General features: G+C 50.0%; 21 protein-coding genes. 15 read left to right on the top strand and 6 right to left on the bottom strand.

Features of this window, described 5'->3' with window-relative positions:
- Window positions 1–32: 32 nt before the first annotated feature.
- From ssb to ABD735_RS15860, 7 genes are all read left to right on the top strand, one after another.
- Window positions 33–584, top strand: a complete 552-nt coding sequence (gene ssb, locus ABD735_RS15890) for a single-stranded DNA-binding protein (RefSeq protein ID WP_344808220.1) — start codon at window positions 33–35, stop codon at window positions 582–584.
- Between the two features lie 157 nt (window positions 585–741).
- Complete coding sequence (locus tag ABD735_RS15885; protein WP_344808218.1) at window positions 742–2,025, top strand: tyrosine-type recombinase/integrase; 1,284 nt, start codon at window positions 742–744, stop codon at window positions 2,023–2,025.
- Entirely contained in the window at window positions 2,015–3,598 is a 1,584-nt protein-coding gene (locus ABD735_RS15880) for a site-specific integrase (RefSeq protein WP_344808215.1), read from the top strand. Before ABD735_RS15885 ends, ABD735_RS15880 begins: the two co-directional genes overlap by 11 nt.
- Window positions 3,591–5,624: a hypothetical protein gene (locus tag ABD735_RS15875; RefSeq protein ID WP_344808213.1), complete on the top strand. Its 2,034-nt coding sequence runs from the start codon at window positions 3,591–3,593 to the stop codon at window positions 5,622–5,624. Before ABD735_RS15880 ends, ABD735_RS15875 begins: the two co-directional genes overlap by 8 nt.
- Entirely contained in the window at window positions 5,617–6,036 is a 420-nt protein-coding gene (locus ABD735_RS15870; protein WP_344808211.1) for a hypothetical protein, read from the top strand. The genes ABD735_RS15875 and ABD735_RS15870 overlap by 8 nt, the downstream gene beginning before the upstream one ends.
- Window positions 6,020–6,199 carry a hypothetical protein gene (locus ABD735_RS15865; protein ID WP_344808209.1) on the top strand — a complete coding sequence of 60 codons (180 nt, stop codon included), beginning with the start codon at window positions 6,020–6,022 and terminating at the stop codon, window positions 6,197–6,199. Before ABD735_RS15870 ends, ABD735_RS15865 begins: the two co-directional genes overlap by 17 nt.
- A gap of 339 nt (window positions 6,200–6,538) precedes the next feature.
- Window positions 6,539–6,691: a hypothetical protein gene (locus tag ABD735_RS15860; protein WP_344808207.1), complete on the top strand. Its 153-nt coding sequence runs from the start codon at window positions 6,539–6,541 to the stop codon at window positions 6,689–6,691.
- Window positions 6,692–6,741: 50 nt separating this feature from the next.
- On the opposite strand, the gene ABD735_RS15855 is transcribed toward ABD735_RS15860, so the two are convergent.
- From ABD735_RS15855 to ABD735_RS15840, 4 genes are all read right to left on the bottom strand, one after another.
- Window positions 6,742–7,302 (bottom strand): XRE family transcriptional regulator, encoded by a 561-nt coding sequence (locus tag ABD735_RS15855; RefSeq protein ID WP_344808205.1) that lies wholly within the window; start codon window positions 7,300–7,302, stop codon window positions 6,742–6,744.
- 46 nt (window positions 7,303–7,348) lie between these two features.
- Entirely contained in the window at window positions 7,349–7,651 is a 303-nt protein-coding gene (locus ABD735_RS15850; protein ID WP_344808203.1) for a helix-turn-helix domain-containing protein, read from the bottom strand.
- A gap of 76 nt (window positions 7,652–7,727) precedes the next feature.
- The gene (locus ABD735_RS15845; RefSeq protein WP_344808201.1) at window positions 7,728–8,108 is read right to left on the bottom strand and encodes a FitA-like ribbon-helix-helix domain-containing protein; all 381 of its coding nucleotides are present in this window, start codon (window positions 8,106–8,108) and stop codon (window positions 7,728–7,730) included.
- 343 nt (window positions 8,109–8,451) lie between these two features.
- The gene (locus ABD735_RS15840) at window positions 8,452–8,658 is read right to left on the bottom strand and encodes a helix-turn-helix domain-containing protein (protein ID WP_344808199.1); all 207 of its coding nucleotides are present in this window, start codon (window positions 8,656–8,658) and stop codon (window positions 8,452–8,454) included.
- A 266-nt stretch (window positions 8,659–8,924) separates the two neighbouring features.
- On the opposite strand from ABD735_RS15840, the gene ABD735_RS15835 reads away from it, so the two are divergent.
- From ABD735_RS15835 to ABD735_RS15805, 7 genes are all read left to right on the top strand, one after another.
- Window positions 8,925–9,287 (top strand): hypothetical protein, encoded by a 363-nt coding sequence (locus ABD735_RS15835; RefSeq protein ID WP_344808197.1) that lies wholly within the window; start codon window positions 8,925–8,927, stop codon window positions 9,285–9,287.
- A 997-nt stretch (window positions 9,288–10,284) separates the two neighbouring features.
- Complete coding sequence (locus ABD735_RS15830; protein ID WP_344808195.1) at window positions 10,285–10,929, top strand: VPLPA-CTERM sorting domain-containing protein; 645 nt, start codon at window positions 10,285–10,287, stop codon at window positions 10,927–10,929.
- Window positions 10,930–11,061: 132 nt separating this feature from the next.
- Window positions 11,062–11,709, top strand: a complete 648-nt coding sequence (locus tag ABD735_RS15825) for a hypothetical protein (RefSeq protein WP_344808193.1) — start codon at window positions 11,062–11,064, stop codon at window positions 11,707–11,709.
- 113 nt (window positions 11,710–11,822) lie between these two features.
- Window positions 11,823–12,263 (top strand): hypothetical protein, encoded by a 441-nt coding sequence (locus tag ABD735_RS15820; protein WP_344808191.1) that lies wholly within the window; start codon window positions 11,823–11,825, stop codon window positions 12,261–12,263.
- Between the two features lie 177 nt (window positions 12,264–12,440).
- Window positions 12,441–13,157, top strand: a complete 717-nt coding sequence (locus tag ABD735_RS15815; RefSeq protein WP_344808189.1) for a hypothetical protein — start codon at window positions 12,441–12,443, stop codon at window positions 13,155–13,157.
- A gap of 362 nt (window positions 13,158–13,519) precedes the next feature.
- A complete protein-coding gene (locus ABD735_RS15810; protein WP_344808187.1) occupies window positions 13,520–14,068 on the top strand; it encodes a recombinase family protein in 549 nt (182 codons plus the stop codon).
- Between the two features lie 416 nt (window positions 14,069–14,484).
- A complete protein-coding gene (locus ABD735_RS15805; RefSeq protein ID WP_344808185.1) occupies window positions 14,485–14,679 on the top strand; it encodes a hypothetical protein in 195 nt (64 codons plus the stop codon).
- A 237-nt stretch (window positions 14,680–14,916) separates the two neighbouring features.
- Here the strand turns inward: ABD735_RS15805 and ABD735_RS15800 are convergent, their stop codons facing one another.
- Together ABD735_RS15800 and ABD735_RS15795 are read right to left on the bottom strand one after the other, a co-directional pair.
- Window positions 14,917–16,014 (bottom strand): fibrinogen-like YCDxxxxGGGW domain-containing protein, encoded by a 1,098-nt coding sequence (locus tag ABD735_RS15800; protein ID WP_344808183.1) that lies wholly within the window; start codon window positions 16,012–16,014, stop codon window positions 14,917–14,919.
- Between the two features lie 192 nt (window positions 16,015–16,206).
- Entirely contained in the window at window positions 16,207–17,280 is a 1,074-nt protein-coding gene (locus ABD735_RS15795; RefSeq protein WP_344808181.1) for a competence protein CoiA family protein, read from the bottom strand.
- A 240-nt stretch (window positions 17,281–17,520) separates the two neighbouring features.
- Between ABD735_RS15795 and ABD735_RS15790 the strand changes: the two genes are divergently transcribed.
- Window positions 17,521–20,316, top strand: a complete 2,796-nt coding sequence (locus tag ABD735_RS15790) for a DNA methyltransferase (RefSeq protein WP_344808179.1) — start codon at window positions 17,521–17,523, stop codon at window positions 20,314–20,316.
- Window positions 20,317–20,353: the final 37 nt, after the last annotated feature.

Here is a 20,353-nt window from a genome sequence, read left to right as displayed (position 1 = left end):
GGCGAACTAGCGAAATTAAAAAGGAGTCAGAAATGGCGAGAGGTATAAACAAGGTAATTTTGATCGGTAACCTGGGGAAGGATCCCGACACTCGTTATCTACCATCGGGGCAGGCTGTGACCAATCTGGCACTAGCTACTGATGAAAGCTACAAAGACAAGCAAAGCGGTGAGATGGTCTCCAAGACCGAATGGCACCGTGTTTCGATGTTCGGCCGTCTGGCCGAAATAGCCAGCCAGTACCTGAAGAAGGGCAGCAAGGTCTACATCGAAGGCAAGCTCCAGACGCGCAAGTGGCAGGATCAGAGCGGTCAGGATCGTTATTCTACCGATATCGTGGCCAACGAAATGCAGATGCTCGACAGCAAGGGCATGGGTGACTCCGGCGGCTCAGGTAGTAGCTGGGGCGATTCCAGTCCTGAATACTCGGGTCCGCAGGATTCCCAGGGCGGTCAGCGTAGTGGCGCAGCTGCCGGTGGCTATGCCGCTGCTGGCCAGAAGTCGGGTGCTCAGAGCAAGCCGCAGCCGCAAACCGCCAGCGGCCCTGATCACAGTGATGACTTTGATGATGACATCCCCTTCTGAAAAATACCTGAGACATCAGATGTAAAGTTTTGCCATCTAAGCCCCCATTTTAATGGGGCTTTTTTTTGTTTTTGAAGGGTGGAATATTGTAAAAAACATTTTCGTTTTCAGAGTTCATGCTATACCTTGCAGAAAGGTAAAGTTTTGGAGGATGAAAATGGAGAAGCAATACGGCGTGAATGTTTTCATCCTGGACTCGGGAGAGCGATATTGTCATGTCGTCAATCGTGAGTCTTGCCTGCCCTTATACCACCCGAATTTGTACCTCACGACCAGGGTCCGAGCCACGAGTGCCTCTGCGACCGTGCAGTCAGCTGCAGCCAATCTAGTTGTGCTACTGAAATTCTTGGATGTCCACAACATCGATCTTGAACGACGCATACTTTCCCGTGACTTTTTGAAAGAGCATGAATTGGATGCGCTACGCGATTTCTGCCAGCAAAAAATCAAGCGCCGAGTTGTAAAGGCGGAATCTGAAGACTGGGTGCGTTCGTTCAAAGGAAATGAATTGAGCCACAGGACCGTTGTTCAAGCGAGTGCACAACACTCTCGCCTGACGACTGCTGCGCTGTATATCGAGTGGCTCTCCAAACACTTGCTTGGGGAGGTGACCGCCGAAGACGAAAAGAAAATCGACAGAGTAGAAAGCCAGATCAAGGCGCGTCGTCCAAAGAGTAGAGGCAGGAATGTGCTGAGACTGGCAGACCGAGCTCTTGATGACAACCAGGTGAATATTCTGTTCGAAGTCATCCAGATTGGGTCGGAATTTAATCCGTTCGCGCCAGACGTCCAGCGCAGAAATCGAGTGATGATCTTGTTGTTGTTTTATCTCGGACTTCGTTCTGGAGAGCTGTTGAGCATCAAAACATCGGATATAGATCCGACTCCGAGTGAGGGATATGCGGGCTACTTGACCATTGCACGACGCGCTGATGAAAAAAGTGATCCGAGACTTCGAGAGCCGAACGCGAAGACACTTGATCGCACCATCCCGCTCAAAGCGACACTCCTGGACGAACTTTATGACTACATCCAGATGGATCGCCGTCGTGTGCCAAATGCTCGGAAGCACAATTTCCTTTTTGTGACGCACAAGGCAGGGCCGACAGTTGGGCAACCCTTGTCGGTGCCTTCTTATCAAAAGATGATGCATGCGCTTACTTCTGCTGCGCCTCCTCTGAATGAGATGACCGGACATATGCTGCGGCACACATGGAACGACCAATATTCAAACCGGATGGATGCCGACAATGAGGAGCCGTCAGAGAGGGACTTGGCGATTCAAGAGCAAGTTCGATCCTACTTGATGGGCTGGAAACAAGGTTCAGGTACGGCCTCGACTTATAATCGGCGATTTATCGAGAAAAAAGCACGACAGGCCGCACTAAAGATGCAAGCCACCAATGGCACCCGCAGACCGGAGAACCTGAATGGAGAATGACGTGAAACCACTATTGCCAGCGCCCTCCCAGACAGTAAACGAGGGCGATGAAATTTTGGCAAGAGCGAAGGGATATTCCTTTCGTCTTTACGATAAGGTTTGGGTGCTCGACAAGAACACTAGCGTATATCTTCGCAAAATTCGCGATTACATATCGGGTGACTTGCTGCACGGTTTCCTGAAGACGCTGTCCTTTTACGCCGCTAATTTGTCTGCAGGGCATACTTCCGAGCTTGCTGATGGTTTACTCCACTTTTTCAAAACAACAGGCGCTGATGCAATCTGTGAGATCGCGCTGATTAACTATCGCGCTTCGTTGACCACTGAAACGGAATGGAGACTTGGGCGATGCCGAACCCTGTTACGCCAATGGCACCGTTTGGGCTACCCGGGCGTTACGGATGAAGTCATTGAACTGCTTGATCAGTGGCGTTTGAAAGGCAGTTTGAAAGGGGAAGTGGTCAAGCGGATGGACCCAGTTCAGGGGCCGCTGACTGATATTGAACTTCAAGGTTTTAACGAAGCAGTCGTCAGAGCATTTGAGCTGGACCAGATAACGCTGACTGAGCTTGCCATGTGTCTCGTTATCAGTAACACCGGCCGTCGCCCAGTTCAGGTATCGCACCTTCGCGTCTGTGATGTGGTGTCTGGCAAAAATCTCAAAGGCGAACCGTTTTACGGCATGAATATTCCGCGTGCCAAGCAGCGGACTGGTTTCAGGGCCAGCTTCAAATTCTGTGCTGTTACCCAAGATTTGTTTGCCGTCGTGAAGGCACAGGCAAAGAGCGTAATCCTGGAGGCAGAGCATTGCCTTGGATTTGAATTGCAGGAGGCGGATCGTCAACAAATCCCGCTGTTCCCGGACCTAAAGGCGATGTCCGAGGTTGAGACGCCAGTAGGGTTCCGTGAGTTTACTCATACAGATAAGCTGCATTCTCGCTCTGCTGAGTTCACTGAGACCATTCAGGCTGTTGCAAATCGCTTGGGAGTGCATTCTGAGCGCACCGGCGAAGAGTTAAATATTTCTTCGCGGCGCTTTCGTTACACCACGGGCACACGTGCTGCTCGGGAAGGCTTCGGCGAGTTGGTTATCGCGGAGTTGCTTGACCATACGGATACTCAGAATTCGGGTGTTTATATCAAAAATATTCCTGAGCATGCGGAGCGCCTGGATGAGGCTGTTGGATTTCAGTTGGCACCTTACGCGCAAGCTTTTGCCGGTGTACTTGTGGACTCCGAGAAAAGCGCGAAGCGTGGTGGTGACGCAACAAGCCGGATCAGAACGGAGGAAGGGCAAGGGATCGGCACCTGCGGCGAGCATGGCTTTTGCGGCGCAAACGTCCCCATTCCCTGCTATACGTGCATGCACTTTCAACCTTGGCTGGACGGACCTCATCCAGAGGTGTATCAGAAGTTGCTTGCCGAACGTGAGCGCATCAAAGAAATCACCGGTGACCTGCAAGTAGCGGCCATCCTTGACCGTAGCATTATCGCAGTAGCCGATGTGATTACTCGTTGTGAGAAGCGCCGAGAAGAACTGAAGAAGCGACAGGAGGTTACCACCGATGCCTGATGTCGTTTTTTTTAAGCCTCGCTCCGAGAATGAGGCGAAGGAAAATCTCGCAGCGTTTATCCAACTGTGTCGTAAAGAGCTAACCGTGTTCGGCGCGGATCTCAATTGGGGGGCAGCTACCTGGCCAAAGGTTCAGACGTTCGCAAAACTGGGCGTCAGCACCCGTAGACCCCAGCCAGATCAGGTCATGGATGAGGACTTTATCCAGTTTGCAAAAGCCTATTTTCGATACCAACAGGGACACAAGCCAACGGGGACGAAGAATGAGGGCAAGGCCCTAAGGGCGTTGGAATCGGCGCTACTACAAGTTAATGGAAGCGCTCATATTTCCGGCATCTCGATTGTTGTGCTCGATGAAGCTGCGAAGCTTGGTGCAGAGTATTACTCCAAGGGTGCGGCCTATCATTTCGGACGGGAGCTGGAGCGACTTACGAGCTTTGTTTCAAGCAACAAACTCATTCCCCATTCTGTTTCCAATTGGAGCAGTCCGATTCGCCGGCATGAAGATACAATTCGGACTGGTATGAAAGCTAAGAAGGACCGGGAAAAAAAGCTTCCAAATCAGACCGCGTTGAACGCCTTGGCAGAGATTTTTGCGAACAATCCAGAGAATCATCGGGATATTTTTACGACCTCGGTGTTTGCGTTATTGATGTCCGCGCCTTCCAGAATTACCGAAGTTCTGGCCCTGCCAGTTGACTGTGAGCACTTCGAAACGGACCGGAAGGGGGTTGAGCGATATGGTTTGCGGTTCTTTTCTGGAAAAGGCTTTGATGGTGATATCAAATGGGTTCCGACCGAGATGGTAGGCATCGCCAAACAAGCGGTCGCAAGAGCAAAAGCCCTGTCGGAGAATGCCCGCAAACTTGCGACATACGTTGAAGCGAACTCGACGAGGTTTTACAGGCACTCAGATTGTCCTCAAGTGGCCGATGATACCCCGCTCACCATTGAGCAATCGGCGCAGGCTCTCGGTATGAACTACCAAACTCGCAAGGATGCGCGCACGTCGCTATTTGGTCGAAAGTTATCTACGAGGGACGGGGTGCATACGCTTAACAGCCTGTGGCAGCACACGCTGGAGCGATTGCCGGAGGGGTTTCCCTATCTTGATAAACCAGCGGGTATAAAGTTCAGTAATGCTCTATTCGCATTGAACAAAACTCAGTTGCATGCGGTCAAAGCGACATTGCCAGTCGAATTGATCAAGCCCACAAACAATTTCTTCAACAACGATTTGGGTCCCCGTGAAGCGCTCGGTAAGGATGCACATCAGAGTATTTTTGACCGACATGGCTATCGTGACACCGACGGCGCATGCCTCCGGATGACCTCTCACCAAGCCCGTCATCTGCTGAATACCATTGCCCAGCGCGGTGGCCTATCAAACCTCGCAATTGCCAAATGGTCAGGGCGAGCGGACGTTAACCAGAACCGCACATACAACCACATGACAGAATTCGAGGTTCTAGCGAGAGCCGAACAACTGGACCCCTCCAAGGAACTGTTCGGACCGACTGGTGAGGTCGCCAAAAACCTGCCTGTGACCACGCAGGAATTTAACGCTATGGAGCAGGGCCCTATCCACGTCACGGAATACGGCTTCTGTGTGCATGACTACACCATGAGCCCGTGTGAAAAATATCGTGACTGCATTAACTGCACGGAGCAGGTGTGTATTAAGGGTGATGACCAAAAGCTGGAACGCGTCAAGAAGAGGCTGGATAAAACGGAGCGTTTGTTTGCAGCGGCACAGCAGGCGATGGAAGACGGCGATATGGGTGCAGACAGGTGGTATCAATATCAGGAGAAAACCGTTATTCGGCTTCGGGAGTTGGTCAGCATTCTTGATAATCCAGATGTTGAAGATGGCTCTCAAGTGAAATTGAGAGGCAATGACTTCAGCCAACTGCGTCGAGTGGCAGAGAAAAAGTCCGTGGAATCGAAATCGGTTGAGGATGGCGGCCAGCCATCAGGTGCGTTCTTGACCCAGATGGCTCACTTGTTGGGAGGTGGTCTTGGCTAAACACCTAAGTCGTTCGGATATCAAAAAAATTGTGAGTCTTATTCGAGGGTGGGATCAGCAAAAGATAACCTGGCCCGCAATATGTGAAGTCGTGGAACCGCACATCGGAAAACATCCAACTCGACAAACGCTGAATGCGCATCAAGCCATTGTCGAGGCATACCAGGCCAGAAAGGCTGCACTGAAAAACGAAGGGGTCGCAAAGCGGCGACCTGCAAGTCTTAGTATTGCTGCATCCAGAATTGCGAACCTTGAGGCCGAAGTTCGGGAGCTGAAAGAACAGAACAGGCTCTATAAGCAAATGTTTACCGTCTGGCAGTACAACGCGTACAAGCGGGGACTGTCAGAAAGTCAGCTTAATGAGCCGTTGCCGAGGGTGGATCGGGAGCGGACAGATGGAGAAACGCGATGAAGAGCGGCAAACAGGAAGCTTTAGAAGAGTTATTAAGCGTTTACTACTTGGCAAGGGCAAGCTCAAGGATTTCAGCGCGTGCGCCGTGACCGCGACAACGCAAGCTATCGGCCAGCGCGCCGCAGGCGAAGCGAACCCGCTTGATCGCTGGGATGGCGATTAGATCAGAAGGTGTAGTGCCTCGCAGGCCATGGAAATACGAACAAAAAAGGCCAGCATAAAGCTGGCCTTTCCCTCATGCCGGTAGGATTGACCTGGGGTTGACGCCGTAGGACCCTCGGATGCGCAGCATCGGACGGGAATCCTTTGTTGCGCGAGGGCAATCCACCAGATCAGAATTGCGCCATGAGAAATCATCTTATGGCCGGTTGCGCCGGCATGCAAGCCGTTGTGCTATGGTCATGTCTAGATCGCGCAGGCCGATTCGGCCGCAGCCTATCGGCATCGCTCAGGACCACGAACAGAAGCCTGATGGCATCACGGTACGAACCAGGGAGGCCCTATGCCGGACGCATTCACACCAAACCTTATCGGCGCACTGGTCGGTCTGACAGGCATGATACTCTGCCTGATCAGTGGCGGCGTTATTGGTCTCTACCTCACCCGCCGAGATAACAGGGCCGCACACAAGAAAGCTCGCGAGCATAACGCATGACAGCCACAAGCGTCGCCATTCTCGCCACCGTAGGCGCAGGCACAACGCTGCTATTCAGCGCGCTCGTCGCCGTCTACATCATCAATCGCCGGGCGAACAAGCCCTAATCCGCGCTCGCCCTCACCTTGTCGGCTTATGCCTCCGCCCAGCACCAGCATTTCGATATGAAGGCCGGCAGCAGAGACCATGGTCACAAGCGCGTCAATACTGAACAGGCTGATTTTTCCGCGCATCAAATCAGAAACACGCGGCTGAGTAACGCCAAAGAGCTTCGCCGCCTCTGTCTGCGTGATTCCGGAGCGCTGGAGGTGGTTTTTGAGCGCCGTCAACAGCGTCGAACGCAGCTTCATGTTTTCAGCTTCTTCCGCGGTGTTTTCGATAGCGTCCCATACGCTGTCGAATCTGTGCCGGGACCTGTCAGTTGCTTCGGCGCTGGCATTTGTCAGTCCGACCTCTCGGCCAAGTGCAAACAAGGCGTCGCCCATGCGCAGGCGGCCTTCCGGCTTTACAGCCTTCGCAAGGATATCGCAAACCTCGGCTTCCGTGCGGCGGTTATTCCTGGCGGCCATGACGCGCAAGGCGCGATAAACGTCATCGTCCAGATTGCGCACTGTGAGTGTTGCCATGCTGTCGCCACCCCGCTAAAAGAAATACGGCTTACAGAGGAAAGCCGTGATGCCGACCATCCGGCAGCTCGATCTCGAGCCTCGCCTTACAGCCGGCCGCTTCCACATAACGCTTGAGCGTTATCAGCTTCAGGTTCTGTCCAGCCTTTTCCATACCGGCTATGCTCGGCTGCTTCACGCCCAGCGCCTGTGCAAGATCAGCCTGCGTCTTATTCACAAGCGATCGGAGCTCGGCAAGATGGATGCCCATTACAATCGCATGAGCTTTCGCTCGAGCGCTCTCTACAATGCTGCCGTCTTCTGCCGCCAGCATTTGATCAAGTGTTCGGGTCATCCTGTCTGCCTGCCAAAGAATCCTTTAGCGTATATAGGCTTCAGCCTATAGTCAACCCGCTCGCTGCACCTGACGATCAGGTACCGTCCTTGTTGTTTTTCTTGTCCTCAAAGTCGCTGGCGGTCTTCCTGTGTCCGCTCGCCGCTGAGCGGAGTTTGGCGTTTGCTGGAATAGGATTGTAGAGCGCTGCCATGATGCGGTCAGCACCCTGCATTGAGACCCTGATGGGCTCCATTGGTCCTTGCTCGAACAGGGCGTGTTCTTCGTCAGTCAGGGGGCCGGCCTCACGGGCGATTGAGGCCAGAAGGGTGCCAAGTTTTTGGCGATTTTCACGCATGACCGCCATTTCGAGTATGGCGTGAATTTCGGCCTCTGTGCTTCGGCCGTGCTGGCTAGCCTGAAGTTGAATGGCTCGATACACCTCGTCGGGCAGGTTCCTTATGTGGACATTTGCCATCTGCGCAGTTCCTCCAAGCGGTATCAATGCGCCCATTGTAAACCAATGATCTCAGAGCCGCTGCGCTGGTTGAATGTGATACCCGTAGCCATCGGCTCACTGCGTCAATGTACAACACCTGTGAGAGATACCATCAATCACGGTGTCCAGGTGTTGTTCTAGACACTAACATGAAGTGTAAAAAGTGATAAAGTGAGTGAGTAAGCGGTTTCCAGGCTGATGGATCTTTGTATCGCCACTAGTTCTGTAGACACTCCGCAGCGAATATTTCGCGTAATTTGCTCGCTTAACAGGATGTCCACCAGTAGGGGGCAGGATCACTCAAGCTCGGATAGCCGGACCATCAGGGGAGGAGTGACGCAGCAGAGCAGTTAAGACCAGCTGCTATTTCATACAGTTTCTCAATCGTGATGTTTACTTCGCCCCTTTCGATTCGCCCCAGGTAGCTTCTATCAAGACCGCATTCAAGCGCCAAGGCGTCCTGAGAGACGCCCGCTTCTTTTCTTCTTGCTCTGATATTCGCCCCCAAGGATTTTGCCAAGTCTTTCATTACTACTCCTATAAAGAGCAGTAATATTTAATTTTGCGGCTTTTAAAGCCACGGACTATAATCCTCATTTTTAGGGGGCGAAGAATGGAATCCTCATCTGTAATCCCCTTTCCGGTTCTTCATCTCATTCTCACCGAAGAGGAAGTTGGCTGCTGCAACATTGAGAGTTGCTCCACAACCGGAAAGCGTCTGAGCCTAACGAGGGCGATGGCCGGGCCCTTTTCCACTTATTGCAATCAATGGGTTGCAAATAGAAGGTGATTACAATGAAAAAAAATGAATTAATTCATAGGTTTAAGGCAGAGGTATTAGATATCGGTCCAGAAAGCTCGCTTCCCAGCAATTTGAGTGATGAATGGCTGGAAGTTCTGTTAACACAGTCAGAGGCATATGCAGAGATGGATGAAGACGTGCGACCAACCGTACTGGTTGCAGCAGTCTTACACATTCTCTTCGCGAAAAATGGGATTAACGAAGTCTCAATTGAGGGATCGGAGATTATTTATCGTATGCAGGAATACAGTGTAGAGCTAGCTATTGAAGAGATTGGTAGGAAGACCGAATTTAAGGGTAATCCCGCGACATTAGAAACCATATTTACCAGTCGTATCGTCGAGTTTAGCCAGTAAGCTATCAAGGTTAAGCAGAGGAATGGTGATTTTTCCCCTGATTTTATGCCGCACTATCTTGCCATAGGACGCGATCGCGAGAGCTCAAGTTTCACGACAGATGCCGTTTTGTGAGCAAAAGCTTACATCTTCTTCCGCAATTGCTCACATATTAGTCTGATCAAATTGTGCACAATGCGTTCGTGCGAAAGACATTGATGTCAACCGCACGGTTACACGCATCGGATGCATAGTAGCTGCGACACCTGCCAAGTGGTGTGACCGACGAGAGAGATCGTTACCCCACCATTCCATTTACTTCGTATTAGTCACTATTCATTACAGTTCCTCTTCGACTCAAGGAACTGCTCGTCTTCAAATACGCCAAACCATTCGGAGGAGTGGCCTACTGCCGAAACTGAGACGACGTGATCGCTCCCGTATCCTGTGCGGAAAGAAAAACCCTTAGCCAGCACAAATCGTGCGTAATCAGCCGACTTGTCTTTCACGTGGCCAACCGCCGTAATCTGAGAAGCAACAACGGTCATTGACGTAAGAGTCTCAGATTGTGCGCCAATACCCACTGAAACAAGCACCTCTCCAAAATCGAGAAGTCCCGCCTCACTATCACCAGCTCGATACTCACACCTGATTTACCTCGTCTTTATTCCAGCGCAGATCGCCAGATTCGTTGTCATTACACAATGGAAAAAGAAACGCCGCCACCACGAAACTTGACCAGGAAGATGGACTTCGCAGCAGGCTGGGCGCTGAAAAGTGCGGTTGACCAGCTGTTGTCAAACTGCAGGGTGATGACAACAAAGGACCAGCATTAACGCCTTGGTTGGCTGAGTGGTCGCCTCCCCAAGCCCATGGCACAGCGTGCTCGGAAAGCGCTACCAGGCTGACGTGTACCTTTTTTAATAAAAAGAGAACTAGTTGATGCTCAGAATTGATACAGGATGTTACACTCGCGGCCTTCGACTCTCGCCTTCCATTCATGCAGTAAGGGCTCACCATGACTTCATTCTCTTTCACTAAAACGCTCGCCGTGTCAGCACTGGTTGCCGTCGCTTCGTTCAATGCCTCAGCAGGGTTGATCGGCGCAGACGTCACGCTGCAGGCGTTTGATCAGCCTCGCGCTGGCGATCCCTTGCGAGTCACCTCGTTCGACAGCCGAACGACTGTGAGTGATGCCGTAGAATACGCTACCGTTGCCGACATTACAGACGCACCGTATTCGGGTATTTTCCTGCCAGAAGTGAATATTGGCGACTCGTTCATCGACTTCACTTTTGTCGATGCAGGTGCTCGCCGATTCGCCTCGCTGTTCAGAGCCGGCTACGTCTTTGAGTTCTTCGGCCTGAACGATTCAGGGCTTGTCAGTGCATCGGTTGATCGGGCTAACAGCAACATCGCCCTGCAGGACTTTGCGCCGAGAATTGACGGCAACAACCTGTATGTAAATTTCGCTGGCCTCAGTGTGAACACTGGCTCATTTGCCCGCATTAACCTGACTGGTGATGCTGTGGCCGAAACTGTTGACCCCACCGATCCTGTTGACGGCGGTAGTGCTGCCGTTCCAGTGCCCGCCTCAGCCCTGCTGTTGCTGACAGGCCTGTGCGGCATTGGCATCGCCCGTCGCGCCAAGCGTTCAGCTTAAGCGCCTTCAGAACGTGCAGCCTGGTGGCTGCACGTTTTAGTAATACTATCCAGTTAGCTCCGTTACTCGCACTCGCTTTGGGGTGCATTTCAAATCTTTTTTGAGACGTTTGGTTAAGTGAGATTTAATTGAATGGAATATTTAACGAAGCAACAGAAGATAGGTTTTTATCAGTTTTATTTGAAACCATATGGGTTGTGGATCCTAGGTATGGCTGTGGCAGGTGTTGCTGTAAGTCGTCACTTCCAACTCCCGCCCTGGATGGGTTGGTCAGTATTTATTTTTGGCTCAGTTGTTCCATACTTTTTCATGATAGATTTTTTAATGAAACAAGCTGAGAAAAGACTAAAATCAAATAAGTCTAAGCTATTTAGTAAGATAAATAATGTCGATTATTACTATCTATCACACTATGGCGGTATCGCTATCAGTGTATCTGACAATATGCTGGCCTCTCTGTATGAGGAAGGCAGTAAGAAATCCGTAGTAAAAGTGTTTTCAGCAAGCAAGATACGCGGATACTTTACTCATATGAAGGATCTGGTAGAGCTTGTCGATGAAAAGGGCAGAGTCAGCCAGAACAGTAACACTGTGATGCAGAATATTCGTGCGCGTAAAGGATCAGGTTTGTATATAGAGCTGGATGATGTTGTGCTTCCGGAAGTCTTTGTGCAAATGACTGATAATGCAGCTCGGAAGTGGGGGCTCATAATCGAAAAATTGAAAGATGAAACCCTGGAAGGACGATCCGTTCCAATGGCCTACCCACCGGTAGAGTAAGATTTAACGTTCAGCCCAAGCGCGTTTAAAATGCGTGGCTTTCGCTCGTTTAGACAGGTCTTCTACAGTCGCACTGGCTCGCTATTTCTCACTTCTTAATTTGGAAAACACCTATGGTACCGTCCATCAAACCTACTCCTGCGAGCACTAAGCTGCTAGGAGCCTTTTTTATTCTGGTGATATCGTTGCTGAACGCAGGATGTGGCTCGTCCAATCCGGAGACGCCTGAAGACATCTCTGCAGCCTTTATTGAGGCGATTTTCCAGAATGACGGTGCCTTTGTGGATCGCTATAGCACGCCAGGCATGAAAAGGGGTACAAATGATAAACTTAAATGGCTGTTCACCGTTGCCCCTCATCGCGTGCCAAAATCTTATGACATTACTGTCGATAATTTTGTTGAAAGCCAGCCCGATATGGGCAGGGTGCATTATCAAATAGATTTAATTACGCAAAATGGCGCGCCAAAATCTTTCAAAGGTAGCCTTGCTCTTCAAAAGCATGAAGGCCAATGGCTAGTCCATGGTCCCGGTAATGTAATTAGCAGTCTTTAGTAGTAGGAGCCCGTTGCGCATCGTCAGCTTGCAAAATAGAAGGGACATGTTCACCATGCCGACGGGATGTGAGATTGGCTCTAGTCAATATGCTTCCATCTAAACTTCTAGTGGTAGATACATAATAATAAAGTCCACAGCATAATCTGTTTAGTAATCGGTAAATAAGGGCTAGGCATGAACATTGAAGAGTTGTACTCCGTCAAAATATACGACGTGTTGTCCGACGATACACAAAGATATGCTACGACGAGCATTCAAGGCTCGGGTGATCGCTACCGTTCAGAAGTCTCCTCCACGACAGAGCATCATACGCTTCAGGCCGTATGGGTGAAGGACTCGGACACTGGAAAGGAACAAAAACTGAACTTCGATAATTATGAGATTGACGTGCGCCCAGGTCATCGTATCCTGATTGCGACTAATAAATCCGAGAAAAGAATTGAAAGAGTTATAAATTTATCAACCGATGATGTCAGATACTATCGCGGAGTTTACAACCGGCCGAGCCTAGCCGAATATGATAGTTTACCGTTCAAAGTATTGGTGGGTATCGCTGTGGCGGCCGGATTTTTCCCGATATTTGGTGCCTTTGGCGCTATTGTAGTGTGGCTGTTTCATGTATCTCTTCCAATTAAGGGGCTAAAGAAGTATATACTAGTGCTGCCAATACTATATATATTTAGCTCTTATCTTGTTATAACGCTAACTAAAACTAAAGGATTTGACTGGGATAATATTTACGTGACGTATGTATTTTTTGCTTGGCTTGCATCTATGGCATATTTAAATTGGATTAAAAACCGCATTATTAAAGTTGTCACACACCATAGCAACTTGCTAGATGCTTATCTCTCAAAATACCTCTCTACCAAACTTAAAAACCCTGCCTAGGATAACGTTCGGTTTGTGCCGCCAGCTCTTTCGTTTCCTTTATGCAGCTGACACGTTCAGTTGGAAGTGCGTGATAGCTGATTGACGTACTACCGAAGCTTTGCTCACGAAGCGTCAGAGACTAGACGCTGAGCGAGCCAGCGAATTGCTGCACTGCTCCAGCAATGCTTCGTCGCCAAGGTTGTATTCCCCCCAGTCTAATTCCTCGACATTCGCTATCCCTACTATTCAATATCTCTACCGAAATAAAACCACCGTTTTCTTTACGGTAACCATCGGGACCGATTTTACCTGGTAAAGGATTGAATCGGTGTAAATAAACCCGTAAATTTATCTACGTAAACAAAAGGTGCGTTTTCTTTATGAAATTTGGCTACGCCAGAGTCTCCACCGGAAATCAGGATACTGCCCTGCAAATGGATGCGCTTGAGGCGGCCGGCTGCGAGCGGATCTATCAGGAAACCTATTCAGGCAAGTCTCGTCAACGTGTCGAACTGACTCGTGTGCTGGATATCTTGCGAGCAGGTGACACGCTCATTGTGTGGCGGCTGGATCGGCTTGGACGAAGCCTCAAGGATCTCGTTGGAATCATCACAGAGCTCGAACAGCGTCAGGTAGGATTCAAGTCCCTGACCGAATCTGTCGATACCACGACAGCAGGCGGCAAGTTGGTTTTCCATCTATTTGGTGCCCTGGCTGAGTTTGAACGCAGCCTGATCCAGGAGCGAACAAAAGCTGGTCTTGAAGCGGCCAGGGCTCGAGGGCGCAAAGGTGGGCGGCCGCGCAAGCTGACTACTGCCCAGATCCGGATGGCTCGAGCCATGCTCATGGATGACGAAATGACAAAGGCCCAGGTCGCCAGCCATTTCGGTGTCAGCAGACCCACCCTGAATAAAGCGCTAGCTGCCTAACAGCCAGCGTTCTCTCCCGGCAAGATTAGTCCTGCAGCCATAGATAGCTGCACAGCTTGGCGCTTCTTGCACCTTTTAAAGGTAAGACGCCAAGCGTCCGGGTCGTTTTTGCCATCTCTTCTTTTTCAGTACCTACCCTCGGAACTCCTCTCTGTTCAGTCGCCGTGAAGCCGACACGCCTGTATCCAGCCATGCGCCGCTATCGTTGTGCGGTAATCAAGGCGTCTTCGTTTCAGTACGGTACTTAACGCGTTTGCTCTAACTGATATAGAGTGATCTAATATTGATACGGGCCCCTGAGCTCGATGGGTATTACCCTCGGCATTAAGCACTTTATCCGCGATCGTTATCTCTGTGTGTGTCGCCAGACCCTGACATCGCATCAGCCAGTTGCATAAGCAACGGGTGAGGTGCGTATGCTTAGAAAAAGCGAGACTCCTTCAAAAGATTTTATCTTATCACTCATTGTCATGCTGGGCTTGATGGCTGCGTCTTTTCTATACGTGATTTATAGTGAGGAAAAGACTGTAGCGACTGCTGAGGTATGGGAGCACTTTAAAGCGTTATCGATCTTTGTCGCTGGCTATATTTTTGAAAAAGTGAAGGTTTAACTTCCTGGAAGTAGGGCTCCGCGTTGCTGGTTTTGCCGCGCGGAGCGCCAACGCTGGCTATCTGAGAAAATAGAGGAGCTTGTTTTGCTCTCCGTAAGAAACTGATTGGTTGCTATAGGGCCATTTGTCGAACTTTACCCCTGACATCTGATACAGAGCAGCTCCCGCTATGTGATGGCTCCTATATTTGTTTCCTGCCAGTTGAATGAGCGAATAGTCCTGTCCGCCGTCACATCTTTATGTTTCTGCATGCATCAAATGCTGAGAGCCCGCGGTCTTGTCATGGTTCATCTCTAGCGACGCCACTTGAGAAAGATTTTTACAGCTGGCTTTCTGGAGTTTGGCTTTGCCGATCATAGAGACGTTATTGTGCTCGTCAACGAACATCATCCCGTCTTTCAAATTTTGCACCAGTGCTTGCCATTGTGCATCTGGCATGATGCCAAATTCATTGGCATCTGGAAGAATAAGCAGCTTTCTCACCGGGTTTATATTATCCCGGTGATGAGCGAAAAGGGTCCAGCCGCCACCTTCGCGGCTCATATCACAGTACACCTGGAACGGTGCCACCCCATAGTCCTTGCCATCAGGATCAATAGTGTAAATGCCGTTGCCGCGAGTTTTATCAAGTTGATTGCAACTGCGGGCGGTTGACGGGGGTGGTGGATCAATAACTGCAGGTAATATGATGGGATCCAAATCGCGTCCGCCGACAGAAGCAGTAGCTGTTATCACGACCTTCTTGTATCTGTCATCTCGTGTGCAAAGCGTGCGAAAGCTTGACGCACCTATCGTCGTTGGTACTTCGTCGTTGCATTTGCCAGAGTCGATATTCCAAGAGATGATGTCAGTCGTCGGGTCACCGTCACCCGAGCTGTAGTAGTCCATTACATAGAGAAATCTCGTGTCATCCACTACTTCAAAATAATGGCTGAGGCCAACCTTGTTGCGATCAATGCACTGGCCCCAGGCCTTTACAATACCGCTATTTATTGCTTTTACGAGGCTTCTAACTTGTTGGTTATGAAAGCTTGCTTGGAAAGTTTCATCACAGAGTTGATTGACTGTGGATTCTCTCGTCGAGGCAGCGCCTTGGTAGTCTCCATAAAGAAAGCTTGCTTGTGAGGCGTCGTTTTTAGCCTCTGATTCACAGTAAGTTCTTTGGGCAACGCTATGTTGGAGAGAGGAGTATTCGTGGGATTCGAAATCGCGTATGCCTTGTGACAGAATCGCGTCGCAAACGCTTTCTGCTGAAACCACTTCCGCTACCAGCCCTATGCCAGCAACAACCGCGGACCGCCAGACTTTACGAAGATTATTGTTGTGCATTTTCATTGCCCTCTTAGTTATACCGCTTATGCCGTAAACAACTTTGGCAACTCATGACACTGCTGTTTATCATTAAAATTTGTCAATGTCTATGGGGCCAGGAACTGGAGAGGCTGGTATGGCTATCCACTGGGAATATCCCGTACGACTTTCTATTATTCTGCTGGTTGAAGTAACTGAATCGACCTGATGAGCAGTCTAGTTCCGCCCTAGCGAGGGCAGGAAACGATTAACTAGGGCTCGGTCATACTTGCGTTCGGCGAAGGCCTGGTTGGTGGTATCAATACGGTCCCATTCAGCCTTGTTAGAGACTGGACGATAACTTGAACAGGTTGTGGCATCGTTCGAAGCGACATCCTGCTTCTTGAGTTTGCAGAACACTGCACTGTCGATGCCGCCGGCGCCATGATATCGGCACAGGTAGCAGTTTTTCAGTCTGATGCCCTTGAAATAGGCGTCGTGGACTTTTTCTTTATAGGTCGAGATCTGGCTGGATTGTGATCGAACCCAACCAGTCACTTCTTGATGGAGCACAGACTCTCGCGCAATGATGCGCTGGTACTCCTGAATTGAAGCCTCGAGCAGAATACTCTTGCCAGATCGGTAAACGACGAAGACATTGAGACGCCGATCGCAGGGCGCCTGGCATATATCCCCGTGCCGTGTTGCCTTCTCGAAATTATGACAGCGTACTCGATTCTCACGGAGATGAGCGGCCGCAATAGGTTCAATGTGATCCTCATGCTTAATGGTTAGCTCGATAATTTTCTCGCCAAGAGCGATCTTGTTCGGCTCACAAGTATGCGTCACCGCGATCTCAACGAATAAGACCCTGCCTGAATTCGAGGTCAGTAGAATATCAGGCACGAAGCCCTTGTATCCCTTCTCAACCTCAATTTTCTTGAAATATTGAGTCAGATCGACGTCGACGGTTTCCTCCCCGACGCAAGGCTCGCCGGTCAGTGCTTCATGACGAGTGCAGCTCCACGGCCTGGTTATGGTGAACATGAACGGCGTTTTTTCCGCCAGGCAGCGCTCATAAGTGAGCATGAAGGTCTGCTGTGCGAGCTTGTGCAAATAGGTTATCGGGGAGCAGTTCTCTACCGACCTATGGGCGAAATGCTTGGCGTTTCGCTCACCAATGCGCGCAACCATTTCCTGATCGCAACCGATGCAGTGATATTTGTTCGCGACAATACGCGAACTGCCGTCGATCGTGTTGATATCAGCGAGGATGCCACTCAGGGACCTGGCGAATCGATACTTAATCACCCGGCGAGCAATCCTAGGCCGGTCCTGAGAAAAAAACTGCTGTGAATATCCATATCAATATCGCCCCGTGAAAGCGTGATGAACTCCTGTGCGAATAAATAAAGCACAAGAATTTCTGGCCAACCCGAAAACGGAGTTGATCCAATCTATACTGTCTCTACTGAGACTTGGCTATAGATAAAGTTAAGTTGAGAATTGACTTCATTGCGACTCAGGTGGCACATAAATTAGAGGGCACTCATGCCGTTGTCATGGAACGAGATTAAAGATCGATCAGTTACATTTGTGCGAGAGTGGGAAGGCGAGTCATCGGAACATGCTGAAGCCAAGAGTTTCTGGGATGACTTCTTTAAGGTTTTTGGCGTCTCGCGACGCCGGATCGCTTCTTTCGAGAAGCACGTCAAAAAGGCAAATGGAAAAGATGGTTTCATAGATCTGTTTTGGCCTGGCGTGCTCTTGGCTGAGCACAAGTCCCTCGGGAAGAACCTTGATTCAGCCTATGACCAAGCTACAGATTACTTTCCTGGGCTAAGCGATAAGGAACTTCCTCGGTACATCATTGTCTCCGACTTTGCCAGGTTCAGGATCCGAAACCTCGATACGGACGAGGCCGTCGAATTTCCACTCACAGAGCTTTCAAAAAATCTGTCTCTCTTTGGCTTCATCGCGGGATATGAAACGCGGGAGTATAAAGAGCAAGATCCCGTCAATATTAAGGCTGCGCAGAAGTTAGCCGAGCTGCACGACGCGCTGAAAGATGTTGGCTACGAGGGGCACGAACTAGAGGTTTACCTTGTTCGTATCCTGTTCTGTCTATTTGCTGACGACACTGGAATATTCATGCCTCGAAGCGCATTCGAGGACTTCATTCGAGTGCGCACATCAGAAGATGGTTCTGACTTGGCTCCTCACCTCAACCAGATTTTTCAGACACTCAATACTAAGCCCGAAAAGCGCTTTCGGAATCTGGATGAGCAAATCGAAGCGTTTCCTTACGTTAACGGAAGGCTGTTTGAGGAATATTTGCCACAAGCTAGCTTTGACCGAAGTATGCGCGAGACGTTGTTAGCTTGCTGTGAACTAGACTGGGGTGGTATCAGCCCTGCCATCTTCGGATCGCTGTTCCAGGGAATCATGGACGCTAAGGTGCGGCGCAACCTAGGGGCTCACTATACCAGTGAAAAAAATATCCTGAAGGTCATCGGTCCACTTTTTATGGATGGTCTATGGAGCGAATTCGACCGCATTAAATCTCAACGCACCAAGCTGGCGGCATTCCATGCAAAACTTGGTCGACTTAATTTTTTCGATCCGGCCTGTGGGTGCGGAAACTTTCTGGTTATCAGCTATCGGGAGCTTCGGTTACTGGAGCTGGAGGTTATAAAGCGGCTACACGCTAGGGATCAACAACAACTTTCGATGGATGCGGTTGATCAATATGTGTTGGTAGATGTAGATCAGTTTCACGGGATAGAAATCGAGGAGTGGCCCGTCCAGATCGCTCGAGTAGCCATGTGGCTAATCGATCATCAGATGAACCTGTTGGTTGGGAAAGCTTTCGGTCAGACGCTCGTTCGCATCCCTCTTAAAAAGTCTGCAAATGTTGTCCACGGGAATGCTCTGCACTTAGATTGGAATTCTGTCCTCGCTGCGGATAAATGCAACTATGTCTTCGGCAATCCTCCTTTCATCGGCGCAAAGTTGATGACACGTGGTCAGCGCGAGGATATGGCAGTCGCGTGTAGCGACATCCCAGGGGCCGGCCTTTTAGACTTCGTTGCTGCTTGGTATGCAAAGGCGATCAGATACGCCACAACAGCAACGCGTTGCGCCTTCGTATCTACGAACTCTGTATGCCAAGGAGAGCAGGCACCTTTACTGTGGGGGTGGATGCTTTCTCAGAATGCGAACATCGACTTCGCTCACCGTACGTTCAAATGGCGTAATGAAGCTAAAGGTGTGGCAGCGGTACATTGCGTAATCGTTGGATTCAGTCAAACGTCTACACAACAAAAAACGATATTCGACTATCAAGATATTGATGGCGAACCGGTCTTAATATCTGCAAAAAACATCAACCCTTACCTTGTAGATGCTCCTAATATCTTGCTTACAAATCGAACGAGACCGATTTGTGATGTTCCGAAAGTTGGCATAGGCAATAAACCTATAGATGGTGGTTATTATTTGCTCACTCCCGAGGAGCGGAAAACGCTGATTAGAGCCGAGCCCAAGGCTAAAAAACTCATTAAGCGGTGGTATGGAGCGACAGAGTTTTTGAACAGTGTCGAGCGATACTGTTTGTGGCTGGCAGATGTTGAACCCAGTGAGCTTCGAGCTATGCCGGCAGTTACCGACATTGTTCAGAAGGTCCGGCGGTTCCGCCTAGGAGAAATCGATGCCAAGAGTGGCAGAAAATCAAAAGGTGGCCAAAGCTCTAAAGCCTTAGCAGCCACCCCGACCAAATTTCACGTCAATAACCTGCCGAGTTCAGACTATTTATTAATTCCACGGCATTCATCAGAATCTCGGGCTCTCATTCCAATGGGATTTATGAGTGTTGACGATCTTTCCGGCGATGCAAATCTCATCAGTGCGTCGGCAAGTAAATTTCATTTTGGCGTATTGCAGTCCGCAATGCATATGGCATGGGTACGAACGACGTGTGGCAGGTTGGAAAGCCGATACCGCTATTCTGCTGGTATCGTATACAACAACTTTCCTTGGCCGCTCCAGGCTAGGGACCAGCAGAAAGAAGCTATTTCCACAGCCGCACAACATGTCTTAGATGCGCGCTCACAATTTCCAGGCTCGACGTTAGCCGATCTATACGATCCCTTAAGTATGCCTCCGGCACTTGTGAGGGCACATCGGGCATTAGATCGAGCCGTGGATGCAGCCTATGTTAAAGATGGGGGAAAGCGCTCTTGGGCGACCGAAGCAGATCGAGTGGCATTCTTGTTTGATCAGCATCAAAAAATCTTATCTCTGATACCCGTAAAGGTTGCCGCTAGTAAGAGAGCGCAAACAAATTGAAGGTGACAGAATTAAATCTACTCGACTGAGGTCTCAC

The organism is Allohahella marinimesophila (assembly GCF_039538005.1).
In the GTDB taxonomy this organism is placed as follows: Bacteria; Pseudomonadota; Gammaproteobacteria; order Pseudomonadales; family Oleiphilaceae; genus Allohahella; species Allohahella marinimesophila.
Note: the sequence above shows the minus strand (reverse complement) of the source record. Positions and strands in the feature narration are given on the sequence as shown.

Excerpts from the sequence above, each read along its gene's own strand:
- ABD735_RS15835 (WP_344808197.1), top strand. The coding sequence starts at position 8,925 with ATGAAAAAAAATGAATTAATTCATAGGTTTAAGGCAGAGGTATTAGAT.
- ABD735_RS15815 (WP_344808189.1), top strand. The coding sequence starts at position 12,441 with ATGAACATTGAAGAGTTGTACTCCGTCAAAATATACGACGTGTTGTCC.
- ABD735_RS15825 (WP_344808193.1), top strand. The coding sequence starts at position 11,062 with ATGGAATATTTAACGAAGCAACAGAAGATAGGTTTTTATCAGTTTTAT.
- ABD735_RS15880 (WP_344808215.1), top strand. The coding sequence starts at position 2,015 with ATGGAGAATGACGTGAAACCACTATTGCCAGCGCCCTCCCAGACAGTA.
- ABD735_RS15845 (WP_344808201.1), bottom strand. The coding sequence starts at position 8,108 with ATGGCAAATGTCCACATAAGGAACCTGCCCGACGAGGTGTATCGAGCC.
- ABD735_RS15790 (WP_344808179.1), top strand. The coding sequence starts at position 17,521 with ATGCCGTTGTCATGGAACGAGATTAAAGATCGATCAGTTACATTTGTG.
- ABD735_RS15885 (WP_344808218.1), top strand. The coding sequence starts at position 742 with ATGGAGAAGCAATACGGCGTGAATGTTTTCATCCTGGACTCGGGAGAG.
- ABD735_RS15865 (WP_344808209.1), top strand. The coding sequence starts at position 6,020 with ATGGAGAAACGCGATGAAGAGCGGCAAACAGGAAGCTTTAGAAGAGTT.
- ssb (WP_344808220.1), top strand. The coding sequence starts at position 33 with ATGGCGAGAGGTATAAACAAGGTAATTTTGATCGGTAACCTGGGGAAG.
- ABD735_RS15840 (WP_344808199.1), bottom strand. The coding sequence starts at position 8,658 with ATGAAAGACTTGGCAAAATCCTTGGGGGCGAATATCAGAGCAAGAAGA.
- ABD735_RS15800 (WP_344808183.1), bottom strand. The coding sequence starts at position 16,014 with ATGAAAATGCACAACAATAATCTTCGTAAAGTCTGGCGGTCCGCGGTT.
- ABD735_RS15875 (WP_344808213.1), top strand. The coding sequence starts at position 3,591 with ATGCCTGATGTCGTTTTTTTTAAGCCTCGCTCCGAGAATGAGGCGAAG.
- ABD735_RS15805 (WP_344808185.1), top strand. The coding sequence starts at position 14,485 with ATGCTTAGAAAAAGCGAGACTCCTTCAAAAGATTTTATCTTATCACTC.
- ABD735_RS15810 (WP_344808187.1), top strand. The coding sequence starts at position 13,520 with ATGAAATTTGGCTACGCCAGAGTCTCCACCGGAAATCAGGATACTGCC.
- ABD735_RS15830 (WP_344808195.1), top strand. The coding sequence starts at position 10,285 with ATGACTTCATTCTCTTTCACTAAAACGCTCGCCGTGTCAGCACTGGTT.
- ABD735_RS15850 (WP_344808203.1), bottom strand. The coding sequence starts at position 7,651 with ATGACCCGAACACTTGATCAAATGCTGGCGGCAGAAGACGGCAGCATT.
- ABD735_RS15860 (WP_344808207.1), top strand. The coding sequence starts at position 6,539 with ATGCCGGACGCATTCACACCAAACCTTATCGGCGCACTGGTCGGTCTG.
- ABD735_RS15820 (WP_344808191.1), top strand. The coding sequence starts at position 11,823 with ATGGTACCGTCCATCAAACCTACTCCTGCGAGCACTAAGCTGCTAGGA.